14 protein-coding genes and 1 pseudogene are annotated in these 14290 nt (G+C 41.4%); 13 read left to right on the top strand and 2 right to left on the bottom strand.

The features are described 5' to 3' along the window. Positions 1-32 precede the first annotated feature (32 nt). The 12 genes and pseudogenes from N5J47_RS02100 to rplS all read left to right on the top strand — a co-directional run bounded on the left by N5J47_RS02100 (position 33) and on the right by rplS (position 11072). On the top strand, positions 33-560 hold the full coding sequence (locus N5J47_RS02100) for a type IV pilin protein (protein ID WP_279958783.1): 528 nt from the start codon (positions 33-35) through the stop codon (positions 558-560). A 2-nt stretch (positions 561-562) separates the two neighbouring features. Continuing rightward, positions 563-1018, top strand: coding sequence for a prepilin-type N-terminal cleavage/methylation domain-containing protein (locus N5J47_RS02095; RefSeq protein ID WP_279958676.1), 456 nt, complete (start codon positions 563-565; stop codon positions 1016-1018). 315 nt (positions 1019-1333) lie between these two features. Then, a pseudogene (locus N5J47_RS02090) lies at positions 1334-1771 on the top strand (GspH/FimT family pseudopilin); the annotation flags it as partial. Next, complete coding sequence (pilV, locus tag N5J47_RS02085) at positions 1768-2256, top strand: type IV pilus modification protein PilV (RefSeq protein WP_279958674.1); 489 nt, start codon at positions 1768-1770, stop codon at positions 2254-2256. The pseudogene N5J47_RS02090 and the gene pilV, both read left to right, overlap by 4 nt. Before the next feature lies 1 nt (position 2257). After that, positions 2258-3283 carry a PilW family protein gene (locus N5J47_RS02080; RefSeq protein WP_279958673.1) on the top strand — a complete coding sequence of 342 codons (1026 nt, stop codon included), beginning with the start codon at positions 2258-2260 and terminating at the stop codon, positions 3281-3283. Positions 3284-3285: 2 nt separating this feature from the next. Beyond that, on the top strand, positions 3286-4026 hold the full coding sequence (locus N5J47_RS02075; protein ID WP_279958672.1) for a PilX N-terminal domain-containing pilus assembly protein: 741 nt from the start codon (positions 3286-3288) through the stop codon (positions 4024-4026). 14 nt (positions 4027-4040) lie between these two features. Then, positions 4041-8186 (top strand): PilC/PilY family type IV pilus protein, encoded by a 4146-nt coding sequence (locus N5J47_RS02070; RefSeq protein WP_279958671.1) that lies wholly within the window; start codon positions 4041-4043, stop codon positions 8184-8186. Between the two features lie 64 nt (positions 8187-8250). Further along, positions 8251-8730, top strand: a complete 480-nt coding sequence (locus N5J47_RS02065) for a type IV pilin protein (RefSeq protein WP_279958670.1) — start codon at positions 8251-8253, stop codon at positions 8728-8730. A 163-nt stretch (positions 8731-8893) separates the two neighbouring features. After that, positions 8894-9151 carry a 30S ribosomal protein S16 gene (gene rpsP / locus N5J47_RS02060; RefSeq protein WP_279958782.1) on the top strand — a complete coding sequence of 86 codons (258 nt, stop codon included), beginning with the start codon at positions 8894-8896 and terminating at the stop codon, positions 9149-9151. A 19-nt stretch (positions 9152-9170) separates the two neighbouring features. Further along, positions 9171-9719, top strand: a complete 549-nt coding sequence (gene rimM, locus N5J47_RS02055; protein WP_279958669.1) for a ribosome maturation factor RimM — start codon at positions 9171-9173, stop codon at positions 9717-9719. A gap of 45 nt (positions 9720-9764) precedes the next feature. Then, on the top strand, positions 9765-10505 hold the full coding sequence (trmD, locus tag N5J47_RS02050; RefSeq protein WP_279958668.1) for a tRNA (guanosine(37)-N1)-methyltransferase TrmD: 741 nt from the start codon (positions 9765-9767) through the stop codon (positions 10503-10505). A gap of 195 nt (positions 10506-10700) precedes the next feature. Beyond that, positions 10701-11072, top strand: a complete 372-nt coding sequence (rplS, locus tag N5J47_RS02045) for a 50S ribosomal protein L19 (RefSeq protein WP_004660214.1) — start codon at positions 10701-10703, stop codon at positions 11070-11072. A 59-nt stretch (positions 11073-11131) separates the two neighbouring features. On the opposite strand, the gene N5J47_RS02040 is transcribed toward rplS, so the two are convergent. Beyond that, a complete protein-coding gene (locus N5J47_RS02040) occupies positions 11132-12106 on the bottom strand; it encodes a triacylglycerol lipase (protein WP_267980742.1) in 975 nt (324 codons plus the stop codon). A gap of 106 nt (positions 12107-12212) precedes the next feature. Then, positions 12213-13256, bottom strand: a complete 1044-nt coding sequence (locus N5J47_RS02035; protein ID WP_279958667.1) for a lipase secretion chaperone — start codon at positions 13254-13256, stop codon at positions 12213-12215. A 137-nt stretch (positions 13257-13393) separates the two neighbouring features. Here N5J47_RS02035 and truB point away from each other — a divergent pair, with 137 nt between their 5' ends. Beyond that, a complete protein-coding gene (gene truB, locus N5J47_RS02030; protein ID WP_279958666.1) occupies positions 13394-14287 on the top strand; it encodes a tRNA pseudouridine(55) synthase TruB in 894 nt (297 codons plus the stop codon). Positions 14288-14290 lie beyond the last annotated feature (3 nt).

The raw sequence follows: 14290 nt of genomic DNA, 5'->3' as shown, positions 1-14290 counted from the left end.
AAAAGTCCATATCATTTAATCAATCTACTTGCATGGCAAGTAGATTGGATTATCAAGTCAAAGGGTTCACTTTAATTGAGTTAATGATTGTCTTGGTTATCGTTGCAATATTTACTGCAATAGCTATTCCTAGCTATCAGGCATATGTTAGGCGCACGGATGTATCAATGGTTCAGCAAGAAATGCAGAAAATTGCAGAGCAGTTGGAGCGTCATAAATCAAAGAACTTTACTTATAGAGGCTTTGATCCTAATTATATTTATGGTATACCAGCAGGAACCCCATTGAATTCAGTGACTTTACCAAGAGGAGCGACGGCTCCCAATATCAAATATACAATTACAATCAGAGATGCAGAAGATCCAACCAAATTATTAACGGATCCAACAATTCCTCCTGTAATAAGAGCACGGGCTTGGGTAATGAAAGCTGAAGGGAGTGATGCCAGAAATTATGACTTATTAATGACAAGTTCTGGATTACGCTGCAAAAATAAAACCAAATCTCTCGTAACCTACACGGATTGTGGTTCTGTTGCGGCTGGTCGTGAGGAGTGGTAACGATGTATAAGCAAGGTTTTACACTGATTGAACTTATGATTGTTGTTGCGATTATTGGTATTTTAGCAGCAATTGCTTATCCATCATACGTCGCTTATAAAATTAGAACAGATCGTGCAGAGACACAGGCTGAAATGATAGAAATTGCACGTACTTTGGCAAATTTCCGTATGGCAAATAATAATTATTCAGGAAGAACAATAGCAAATGTGTATGGATCATCAACCTTGCCAAAGACAAAACCCTTATATGATGTTAGCTTGACAGATGTAGATGGGACTGCACTTACCGTGGCTACTGCAAAAGTGCGGACATGGTTGTTGATTGCCAAGCCGAAAACAGGAACTGCGCAAGCAAATAATGGCTGGATTTGTCTAAACGATCAAGGGCAAAGATCATGGGCAAAAGGTGTAAACTCATGCAGTTTATCCGCAACATCAAACTGGGATGGTCGCTAGTTTTATAATTGTTTAATTCAAAAAAGTTTTATTGAAATGAGAAAGGCGAGTATGTATACATACTCGCCTTTCTCATTTCAATAGGATTCATTCAAAAGTAATTTTATTAAAATTTGTGAATTGTTTATCTATTTTTATTTAAAAAATGATTTATTTTGAATTATTTTTCGATTATCTGATGATTTATGCCTTTTATCTATAAAAAATAGCTTTCATATCATTTTGGTAGAAAACTGATAATCAAATATAACAAAACAGATTAAAACAATAAGATTTGTGCATATGGAGGGCTATATGCAACAAGTAAATAATAAAGGTTTTACACTGGTGGAGCTGATTGTCACAATTGCAGTCCTAGCAATTATTGTGGTCATGGCAGCACCCTCTTTTGCAACAGCTTATACACGTCAGAAGCTGGAATCTTCTGCTCGTGAATTGGTTTCAAAGATATCAGAAGCAAGAAGCAAAGCTATTTTGTTGCGTAAAACTACAGGTGTATGTCTAGATTCTTTGTCTGAGACAGAGTGTGCCACTGCATTGGCAATTACAAATACCTATAAAGACCGAATTTTTGTTGCTTATTTGGATCGTGGGGTAATGGCTGAGAGCCTTTCTGCAAAAAGTATCCAATTTCGTAGCAACGGCAGTATTCCTGTCTCTGTGAATTTCATTTTATCTCGAGACGCGCTTTCTTATTGTATCAATGTTGGTATTACAGGTGATACAAGGATAAAAGAAGGGGTTTGCACATGAATATAATTAAACAAAAAGGTGTAGGCTTAGTTGAGGTGTTGGTCGCTTTAGTATTGTTGGCGATAGGTGTATTGGGCTTCGCATTACTACAGCTTAGAGCGATTGATGCAAGTTTGGAGGCAAACAATCAGGTTTTAGCTTTGACTATTGCCCAGGATTTAGCAGAAAGAATGAGGGCAAATCCACAGGCGTTAAGAGATGGTCAATATAGTATTGGACCATTAACTGCCCCTACAACTACAATAGAAAATGTGGCAGCGAATCCAAAGAAAATAGCAGAACAAGATTTGCAGGGTGCAGCTCTTCAGGCGAAACGTAATGGAATGAATGTGTCAGTGAGTACCTGTCCAACGGGAAATACTCGACAATGTATTTATGTGGCTTGGAATGAAACATCATTAAGTGGAGAAAAAGGACTAGAAAATTGTATTAAAGATGGTGTGTATGTTCAGGGTTCACACTGTTTATTTTTGGAGGCTTATTAAAATGAAAAAAGAAAGCCTTACAAGTTCTAAACTTAGCCAAAAGAGACAATCAGGTTTTACGTTGATTGAACTTATGATTTCAATTGCCTTGGGACTCATTATTGTTGCAGCCGCGATTCAACTTTTTATTACAGGTATTACTAGCTATAAGTTACAAAAAGCGATGGCTCATATTCAGAACAATGCAAGTTTTGGCTTAAACTTTATTATTAATGATATTCGTAAAGCAAATTTAAGTGCCCCTGTTGCAGCCATTAATGACCAAATTCCTTATGCTGGGATATTACTGACCTCAAGCAATGTGGGAGAAAAAATTAATTTAAATTGCTCTGCATGCTTCTCTGATAATAAATTGACCAGTTTTGGTGATGCTCACGTCACTGGCTTAACCAATGATCAATTATTGATCCGCTATCAAGCTCCTCAAAGCGGTTTTGATTGTTCTGGTAATACATTGGCAAAAGATGCCTTTGTGGTGCAACGCTATTATGTCGGTTCAACCTCTACAGATTCACGGCATTCGCTACGGTGTCAGGCTGCTCAATATACCCAATCACAATTAGATGCAATTAAAGTAACTGATAAGCCTATACAACTAGATTGGAAAGACAGCCAGGTCATTTTACCTAATATTGATTTTTTTCAGGTCAAGCTGGGGTATATCGATGGTGATCTGGATAAGGCGAATAGCACACTTGCCTATACTGATATCAAGAATTATATGGCTTTGACCGCCAAGAAAAAAAATGTTGATGGTGTGATACAAGCTGTGCGCCCTCATGTTCACGCCATTCAAATTGGTGTCTTGGTGCAATCAGAAGATAGTGCAGGTAATCAATCAACGGTTAAAGAAAGAAATAAAGAACCATTTCAGGTACTGGGTACGAAAGTAACTTTGGCACCCACCTATCAGGATACTCATTTGCGTCAGGTGGTTGACCAAACAATTTCTTTAAGAAATGCAATGGGTTGGATCTCTGAGGGGTGTGATAGTACTAAAACCGCATCCTGCACAGGGGGGACTTAAAAATGATGAGACATGAACGTGGTTCCACACTGATCGTGGTGTTAATGATTTTACTGTTGATCACAATTGTTGGGACACTCGCTATTCGTGAAAGCATTAGCTCATTAAAGTTAGTGAGTAATAATCAGGTGCAAATCTTGTTATTAAAAAACTCCGATGCTGCGCTAATGGCCTTTCAACGTCCTGAAACAACACAAAGAATTGCTGGGGCAAATGGGATTGTTGGTTTTTTCAGAAATGAAGATAACTGGAATAAAGAGCTGATTTTCTGTTTTAAAGGTAACTCACCATTTGATCTAACAAATGCCAGCTGGTTGTATTGGCAAAATGCGACCAAACAAAGCCAACTGATGGCAACCAATGGTGGTGCATGTCATGCAAGTGATATTTCGGCTGGACGTTCACAGGTGGTCACACAAATCCATATCAAAAGAGCGACTTCTACAGCACAACCTTTTTCAGAGTTGGCAAGAGGAACAGATGTTGTTACGGCTAAGACTGAAAACAGTATGCGCTTAAAAGTCTATGTAACCTCAGTAATGAAAGGCTTGCTGTCAAATCCTGAAGCAGACTTGTTTGATGCGAATGGTGGGTGTTTGAATAAAAGCATGGAACCACCAGCAGAAGTCTTGCAAAAAGGGGAAAAGGGACTGGTTCAGTGCCTTAAGGATAAAAATATTTTATATAGCACACAAGTTGCAGAATATCGCTTCTTATCTGATTTTGAGCCATCTGGTTCATAAGGGAGAGAGATCTCATGAATAACAATAAAATGAAACAACAAAAAAATATTGAGTCTAATCATAAAACTGCCTACAAACCAAAGAAGAAGTGGATGTTGTTTGCAGGTTCTGTATTAACTGGATATTTCATATTGTCACCTGTGGTCTTTGCCAGTGATATTGAGATTTATCGGCAGGGTAATAATGCTGGAAAGAAAACAATTATGCTTATGGTGGATACCTCCCAGACGATGGGATCGCCAACTCTCGATTTATTGAAAGATTACCCTCTTTGTATCAGTAGTAAAATTTTTGGCGTGGTAGGTGCCTTGCCAGCGGTAGATGTGCGATTAACTCCACCAGCGGGAACAGAGGCTTATTGTGATGTGGTATTCCCAAAATCAGTTTTAGATTTAATTGGAACAGTCGATACAGTTACGGGAACAGGTCAAAATAGTTTATTGGGATTGCAAAGTTCATTGGACTATATGAGAGCCAGTTGTACGCCATTTTCAGATTTGCCATCTGGTGACCCTAAACCTGATAGTGGTCGGCTGAAAGTGAATGTTAGCCTTGGGGAAGGGTATCGTTGCTATAGTCGTTTATCCCGTATCAGAACAGCTGTTAAACAAGTCTTGGATGGTAACTCAAGCAAAGGAATTGAGGCATTGGCAGACAATGTTGTGATTGGACTGTCAACTTTTCCTGCTAAGAATAGCTCAGGAGTCAACGATCAGGCAGGAATGATCGTGGTTCCTGCAAAGGCATTGAGTGAGCCAGGACAAAAAGAAGCATTAAAGTCGGCAATTGACAAGCTTTTTCCAAGCTCTGATCCATTAGGGGATGTATTGGACAGTGTGGTGGGTGTACTCAATAGTGTATTGGATGGTTTAAATATTGCAGGGTTATTAACTAATGTTTTAAACCTCATTGGTGGATTACCAACAGCAGTATTGGGCTTATTGAATGATGTGGAAACTCCAACCGCCACGGCTTATGCTGAAACGGGTGCATATCTACTTGGTAAAAATACAAAAGGTACAGGTGAGAAACTTTTAGAATATGAATCTCCTGTCAATACAAATTACGCTTATAAATGTACAACAAGGGGAAGTGATAATAACTGCTCACAATATGAAAAAGAGCCTTGCAGTGGGTTACTGTGTATTCCACAAAATAAACGTTATAGTATTCCAGGCTATTCAAGATCTGAAGAAGTCAGCACAGGATTATTGGGATTAAATAGGGTTGTTCGCTATTATAGTATTGGTGACTCAACATATTCTGGTTATGACTATCGCGATAGTAGTGTTCCGATGCAGGGTGAGAATTATCTCAATCCTGAAAATATCCGCCAGCAAGTCAGTGGGTCTGCTACTAAGGAATGTCGGGGACAAGGAATTTTTGTTCTAACAGGCAGTATTCCTAAGCTTAGCTCTGCCGATAGTTTGGGTGTGCAGCGTGTAATGCAAAAATCACTTGGAAAAACTCCAACAAATAATTTATCCGATTTCTGTGGTAATTCTCCCGCAGGATGGGCTAGCCGTGGTTCTGCCACTGCAACATGGTCCTGTATATCGAATTACTCAAAAGCATTATTAGATAAAAATAGCGACTATCGTACACAGGTTGAAATTAAAACGGGTGTGGCAGGAATTGGTAAAGAGTTTACTTATGTACGTTTGGATGATGATACTGTCGTTGGTGCAGGAGCAGATGGCAGCATCGTAAATACACTACTTAATACAGTTAAAGGACTTTTAAGAACAGCTTTAGGAGTGGTGAGTATTATTGTTGATCTAAAACCACTTCTTAACTTGGTTGATATTATTTTACCAACATCACCTACGAATACGGCTGATATCGAAAATCTAGTAAATTGGGGCAAAGATGGTAAAGGTGGTTGGTACACTGAAGCAAGCAAAGGTAGCATCGCCCAGAGCATCCTGGATTTCAGCCAACAAATTGTTGAGGCAAAACAAGACCCTTTCTTGGGAATAGCCACCATTCCAGCAGACCCATTGACTCCATATCAACTTAATAATGATGTGTATAACAGTATGTTTATTCCAACCAATCACCAAAGCTGGTTTGGTAATCTAAAAAAATATTCTGTTTTGACTGAAGATAAAACAGATGGTGGGCAAGTTATTAAACTGAAAAGCACGATTGACTTCAAAGATCAGTGGAATGCCAACAAAGAAGAGAAAAAAGATGGTTCAGAGATTTTGCTTGGAGGTATGGTTGATCAGTTAAAGACATTGCGTGAGAAAAATAAAGATTCGACACGTAAATTATGGATTAACCGTGATTGTGAACAGAAAGACAATAATTACATTTTTAATGAAAGCAAAAGTTTGAAAGCAATTACACCTGATTATCTAGCAGATGCCAGTAGTACACGTTGTCAGTCGAATAGCTCAGCAAAAGATATTCTAGGTGGTTATTTGATCAACTTATTGGGTTATAAGGTTGATGCACAAACAGCAAAAGCGAAAGACCTGAAAGAAAGTCAGCCACTATGGCAACTCGGTATGCCTTTACATTCCACACCTTTCAAAATTACACAATCAGGTAAATTTAAAGCAGATGGCAGTATAGAGCGCGACGATTATATTGTATTTGGTACAACACAAGGTTTATTGCATGTGGTTGATGCAAAAAATGGTAAAGAAAAATTTGCCTTTGTACCAAATGAAATGCTTGAAAATACTGAACAACGTAAGGCATTTACCGCCAATCGCGAGGGTACATATCGGAATATGCCTTATGGTATTGATGGTGCGTGGACTGCATATACTGAATATGTCTACGGTATGAATGATGGCAAGGTTTTCACTACTGTTGGGGAAATCAATAGTGGCAGCAATAAGTTAAAGGGTAAACAAGTGCTGTATGGAGGTTTGCGCATGGGAGGGAGCGGTTATTACGCGCTGGATTTAACGGATATAGATCAACCTAAATTGAAATTTCATATCGACCCTGCGCAGGCTGCTGTGAATACGCCGCTGAGTTACATGGGGCAAAGCTGGTCTAAACCAACATTGGCTTATGTGAATTGGAAAGGACAGCGTAAGTTGGTGATGTTGGTCGGTGGTGGCTATGATATGGGGTATGAAGACGCCAACTATAAACAAGATGAAAACCGAACTGACCCAAGAAAAGGGGCGGGTGTCTATATGTTCGATGCGGACAATGGTGATTTGTTATGGTGGGCAAGCGCAAATGCAACAACCAGGAATGATGGTAATAAAGAGCATGGCTTAAATGTCAAAACCCTGCAATATAGCGTGGTAAGTAGAATCAATACTATTGACCGAAATGGAGATGGTTTGATGGACCATCTTTACTTTGGCGACTTGGGTGGGCAGGTTTGGCGTATTGACTTAAATCAGGAAATGAATGCCACTGCGGGTGCTTTTGCAAAGAATGCAACACGGTTGCTGAACTTGCATAAAGCGGATGGTAGTAGCCCTAGATTCTATGATGCACCCACTTTTAGTGTATATGGATATGAAAAACCATTAGCAGTGATCAGCATTGCTTCTGGTAATCGTAGCTTACCTGTAACTGATGAACGTTCAGGTGAAATCTATAATCTATTTGATCGTGATGTCACAAGAACTGATTTATATGCAACAACTGCTTTCACACCATTGACCAAAGATATTGATTTAACAACTTCTGGAAATTCTTTACATGCGGCATTAACGCAAGAGGAGATTAAAGGTAAAAATGTTGAAGAGGTAAAAGCCTTGATGCCAAATGGTTGGGTCATTTCTTTTGATCCAAATGCAGGAGTGGGAAAAGATCCTGATGCAGCTAAAGGTAAAAAGATTCTTGAAGAAATGGCGGTGGTGAATAAAAACCTGTATGTGAGTGTATATGATCCAGGTTTAAGTATTGATTGCCCTGTTCAAGTTCGAGGTGAAACAAAAATTCATCGTTACTGTCTACCTTATGGTATCTGTGAACAGGATCTGCAACCAGGACAAGTGAGTAACTTTGTGGCAGGTAAGGGAATTGTACCTTTAAATATAGGTGCTGGAATTACTAATGCGAACAGTAAATTACAATCGCGTGGTTTAATTCAAAATGGAACGGACAATACAGGCCAGATGCCAGTGAATCAAATGCGCCGTCAGATTGTGCCATTAACATGGTATGAAAATAATGAATAAAAATAAATCTTCTGATTTCGAACAAAGCTCCTATCCTTATAAGGATAGGTCTCTGAAAGGGAGCATGCTTCGATTGAATCAAGCTTCAGGTTTTACCCTGATAGAGTTGATGATCACGGTTGCAATCGTTGCAATTATCGCAGCGATTGCCATACCTGGTTATGACACCTATATCCGCCGTGCAGACTTATCCACGGCACAACAGGAAATGCAGAAAATTTCTGCCCTGTTAGAGCAGCATCGTACACGTAACTTTAGTTATGATGGCTTTGTATTAAAAGGTACATCGACCAACAAAGGTCCTTATTTTGATGTTCCGAATGCAACTAATACGACTTTATTGCTGCCATTGGACAAATTAACGGGCAATCAAAAGTTTACACTTACCCTTACCGTAAATTCACAAACCTGGTCACTGAAAGCCGTAAGTGAAAACCCCCGAAATTATTCTGCTTTATTAACAAGCACAGGTTTTAAATGCAAAACCAAGACAGCAGCTAGTATTACGAGCAATGGTTGTGGCAGCAACTCAGAGGACTGGTAAATACAGATGGTATAAAGATTAAATTCACAGTTGTGGATAAGCCTTAAATTAATCTTTCTTTCAGGGCAAATATGACGTAGAATATCGCCCTCTATGAAAGGGGTTTGAAGTGTTGCCGATGGTCGGTGCAGGGATAATCCGTAAAAATTATAAGGTTGTTCTCATGGTTGTTATTCGTTTAGCGCGCGGTGGTGCAAAAAAACGTCCATTCTATCAAATCGTTGTGACTGATAGCCGCAATGCACGTGATGGTCGTTTCATCGAACGTATTGGTTTCTTTAACCCAACTGCACAAGGTCAAGCGGAAAAAGTTCGTTTAGATGCTGACCGTTTTGCACACTGGATTTCACAAGGTGCCCAACCTTCTGAGCGTGTTGCTTCTTTAGCTGCTCAAGCTAAAAAAGCTGCGGCTACTGCATAAGTATTGTAGTAGATAGCCCATGACACCAATACAGAATGTACCCGAAGATCGTATTCAGATTGGACAGTTACGTTCAGCTTATGGACTGAATGGGTGGCTCTGGGTTTACTCCAATACTGAACCCATGAGCAATATATTTGACTACCTCCCTTGGTACATTGAGACCAAGGCAAGTTGGCAAATAGTCGATGTAAAACGCTGGAAACCACATGGCAAAGGTCTGGTTGTTTCGCTAAAGGGTGTGAGTGATCGCACTGGTGCGGAAAATCTGGTGGGTGCCAATATCTGGATTGCCAAATCTCAGCTTCCAAAAGCAGATGTAGATGAGTATTACTGGTCAGATCTAAAGGGCTTAACCGTGTTGGGTCTTGGTGATGATGAGCAGGAAGTCAATCTCGGTCAAATCTTTGAGCTTTTTGAAACAGGTGCCAATGATGTTATGGTGGTCAAGGCCACTGCTGACAGTATTGATGCCGAAGAGCGCATGATTCCGTGGCATAAAGATGTGGTGCAACGTGTTGATCTTGAAGCTGGTCGCATTTACGTCAATTGGGGCGTAGATTACTAACTCTTTAGAGGGTGGTAGCGCAGCAGGAAAATAAAGGAGTCTGCGGTGTTTTTTGCAGTCATCACATTGTTTCCTGAAATGTTTGAAGCGATTACAGCGTACGGGATTAGTGGTCGAGCCGCAAAAAAACAGATTGTACAAGTTACTTGTATTAATCCGCGAGATTTTGCAGAGGGCAACTACAAACGCGTGGACGAGCGTCCTTTCGGTGGTGGTCCTGGTATGGTGATGATGGCTGAGCCGTTGGCAAAAGCAATTACCCATGCCAAACAACTTGCCTCGCAAGTAGGTTGTGTTCATGCTCCTGTGGTGTATATGTCACCGCAAGGCAAAACCCTAAATGAACAGGCGGTACAGCAATTCGTTGATTATGATGGTTTGATTGTATTGTGTGGACGTTATGAAGGAGTCGATGAGCGTTTAATCCAGCATTATGTTGATCAGGAATGGTCAATTGGGGATTACGTGTTGTCGGGTGGTGAACTTCCTGCCATGGTATTGTTGGACAGCATTATTCGCCGTTTGCCCAATGTCATGTCTGACGAGCAATCTGCGATACAGGATTCTTTTGTGGATGGTCTGCTGGATTGTCCACAATATACCAAGCCTGACCATTTTGAGGGTTTGGATGTGCCTGAGGTACTTAAATCAGGACATCATGCCAATATAGAGAAATGGCGTTTTTTGCAGCGATATCAACGTACTTTGGATCGCCGACCAGAGTTGGTGGAAAAATTCGAGTTGAGCAAGCAGCAAAAAAAATGGCTAAAAAATTCGCAGGATTAAACCTATATCGGTTGATCCTTGCACCAGACGAGAAGCCTGGCTTCGAGTTCTACTTAAACCTAGTTTAAGTTAAAAATAGGCTCTTTAAGGCAATGTTGTCCTAAAGGGAAAGTTAAACGGGAGATATGCGCCTTAGCCTCTATTCCCAGCGGTGTAAGAGACCTCTTCTCTCCCGCACATATTGGAGATTCCACAATGAGTGGTAAACATCCTTTAGTTCAAGCTGTTGAAAATGCACAGTTAAAAACTGATATCCCTGCTTTTGCTCCTGGTGACACTGTTATTGTCCAAGTTAAAGTAAAAGAGGGTGACCGTGAGCGTCTTCAGGCATTTGAAGGTGTTGTAATCGCGAAGAAAAACCGTGGTTTAAACTCTGCTTTCACAGTTCGTAAAATTTCTAGCGGTGTTGGTGTTGAGCGTGTTTTCCAAACTCACTCTCCAATCGTTGCTAAAATCGAAGTGAAACGTCGTGGTGACGTTCGTCGTGCTAAACTTTACTACCTACGCGAGTTGTCTGGTAAAGCTGCACGTATTCGTGAGAAGTTGCCAGCACGTAAACAAGGTTAATTTTAGCCTCGTTTTAAAGCAAAAAAATGCGCCATCTGGCGCATTTTTTTATACCTGTTTTACAGTCCCTGCAATTTTAGGCGGTTGGCATGTTGACGGTAAATATCCACAGGGTCAGGTGCGAAAATTGATTTCAACCCCAGCACCTGATTGACCTCATCGGCATGGTTCCATGGCAGGTTGTCCCGAACTGTCTTGCCAAACTTGGCACTGCAACGGCTGACCATGCCATCATTGTCACCCTTGATGTCAACAATCAGACTTGTACCTGCAAACAAGGGGTCGAGTGGGTCAAGGATGTTGGTCAGTGCCTGTGTGCCAGAGAATGAATACATATAAATGCCTTTATCCTGATAAGTGCCCTCGCCACAGGCTGTGGTTGGTACGCCCATTGGGAATCGGGTGTTAAATGCCGTTGAGCCCTCAACCGAGATGCTGCGTCCTGCCGCCATCGCGTCATGTGGATAGCTTTTCGGGTTGAGTCCCTGTGACCATGTAATCGCGCCTGAGAAGAAGTTGGCCATGGCTGCTCCAGCAGAGCCAAAGATGGTTCCATCGGTCTTCATCAGTAGGCTGGCAACAGGCGAGCCTTTATGCGTACCACTGACACTGGTCAGTGATGCCACCTTGCTCGGCATGATACCTGCAACATAGCGGATGGTTGGCCCCCCCTGACTGTGACCAATCAGGTTGACCTTTTGCTGCCCAGTAATGGCAAGGATTTCCTCAACTTGCTGCACTAGCTGTTCACCACGAACCTCAGTTGAGTTAAAGGGGGAAAGGCGTGTGGTCCAGACATTGGCACCATTTCGTGCAAGGTCAGGCAATATCTGGTGCCAGTAATCGACACCTAGAGGATCACTGCCAACGCGTGAAAATCCTGCCACCCCATGTACAAAAACAATGGGATACTTGGTTTTGGCATAGCTGGAGAGCACAAAGCTTTCCTTGACCTGGGTTGCATTGGAAGCGTAGCTGGCTGATGCACTGATTGCCATAATGGATACGGCAAGATAGCGAATAAGTTTTTGCATGATATTACTCTCAATTTTTGTTTTTCATATGGGTCTTCATGTTCTTGCGAACTGACATTGCATCCGTGCTAAATCGCATTATTTCAATGTCTTGTATTAGGTGTTCCTAGTTGCTAAAGGGTAAGGGACCTCCTTGGTCATAGACCGTTTCAAATGTTTGTAGACGTTGCTGTTCCTGTGTGGACTGGAACTGTTGTTGTTTGAGCTGTTGAATGGCCTGATCTTTGGCCGATGCACTCATATTGCTGTCCACAATGGTCTTGCGCTCATCCAGATAGGACTGTACGCGTTGTTTCCAGTCTGAGCGTTGCTGGTCCAGTTGTTCCAGACGTTGGGTGGCAGCCTCGCCAACCAAGTTGACCCGCATATCCCGCAATTCCTGTGCTGAACCATTTCTGGCCTTGATCTGTTCAGTTAAGGAACGTAAATCCTCCAGTTTGGACAAATCCTTGAGGTTTTCCTGCCAATCCTGTGGAAGTTGGTCAAAGCGCTGTTGTAGCTGTTTAGCCTTGCTGACGGCATCCAGGTTTTTATTTTCTAAAATGCGCATACGGTCAAGCGTATATTGCTGGTAGATGTCCTCTGTACCAAACAGGCCCTCAATTTCAACTTGAGAAAAGAAACGCTGCTTTAGGTCATGCATTGCATCGAAGATTGCCTGAAAATAGCCATAACTTTCCTGAGCAGGCTGATTCATCTGCAATTTGCTCAGCTGTTCCCGATAGCTCAAATAACGTGACCATAATTCCTGAATCTGCTGCTGCTCCGATGCCTGAAAACCTTTGGCAATATAGCGCTGAAAATTTTGTCGGATTTCATGAATATTTCGTTCGCCATATTGGGAAATGAAATATTCAAAGCAGTCTCGGGTTAGCTCATTCACGACTAATTTTTGTGATGCATTAAACTGTAGTTTGCAGTTGATTTCAGTATCCATTTGGCTTGTGCTGTTAAAAGCTGCGTCACGTGCATGTGCTGGGCCTGAATTATCTGAATGGTCTGCTGAATTAAATGTGCTGCTGGATTGACCAGTTGATTTGAACTGTGGCTGCTGATCTTGAGGGTATAACCAATACACAACACTCAGCATTGAAACTGAAATGATCAATAAGCTACATAATAGGAATATTTTTTTTCTAATTTTATTCATTAAGCATGATCCATTTGCTTTTAATTTCGAAAACGAAAGAAAATCTATCATATTTGTTGCTTTTTTAAACACGTAATTTTTAAAAATCCGATGAATAGTTTTGATAAAATACCGCTTTATAGTTTGACTTTTCATTTATGAAAAAAAGTTCTTATCGCCATCTCAGTGGTGTCTTCTTATTAAATAAGCCCTTAGGTTTAAGTTCCAATTCCGCACTTCAAAAAGTCCGCCGACTTTTTAATGCGCAAAAGGCAGGGCATACAGGTGCCCTGGACCCACTTGCAACAGGCCTGTTACCGATCTGTCTGGGGGAGGCGACCAAGTTCTCACATTATCTGCTGGATTCAACCAAGCGTTATCAAACCACGGTGAAGCTGGGGCAAACCACCGCCACAGGTGATGTTGAGGGTGAGATTCTTCAGCAGAGAGATGTGCCTGTTTTAACGGCAGAAAGAATTGAACAGGTATTGGCGCAATTCCGTGGTGACATTCAGCAAGTGCCACCGATGTATTCAGCCCTGAAACGTGATGGCCGTCCTCTGTACGAACTGGCGCGTCAAGGCATTGAGATTGAACGTGCAGCACGTCCTGTGACGATTTATGAGTTAAAACTGATTGATTTCACAGAGGACAGCTTAACTTTAGATGTAACTTGTTCAAAGGGAACTTATATTCGGGTCTTAGGTGAAGATATTGGTGAAGCTTTGGGCTGTGGTGGACATTTAACAAAATTACATCGTACTCAAACAGGGCATTTTGAGATTAATCCAGACTATACCATTGAATATCTGGAAAGCCTGACTCTGGAACAGCGTGATGCATTATTACTATCTGTTTGTGCGCCTGTTGAGCATTTTCCCAAAGTGCAGTTACCCGAGGGCCGTGAAAAGTATTTCTGCAACGGTCAGGAAAGCAATATTGAGCATGAGGCGGCGGCTGAGGTGCTGGTATTTGATGGCGAACGTTGTCTGGGGCTGGCGGAAATCACCGATAAAAAACGTCTTGTACCAAAACGCCTGTTAAATCTATAAGGT

The sequence above is a fragment of the Acinetobacter sp. GD03645 genome (assembly GCF_029845285.1).
Classification (GTDB): Bacteria; Pseudomonadota; Gammaproteobacteria; order Pseudomonadales; family Moraxellaceae; genus Acinetobacter; species Acinetobacter corruptisaponis.
This window is presented reverse-complemented; position numbering and strand designations above follow the sequence as displayed.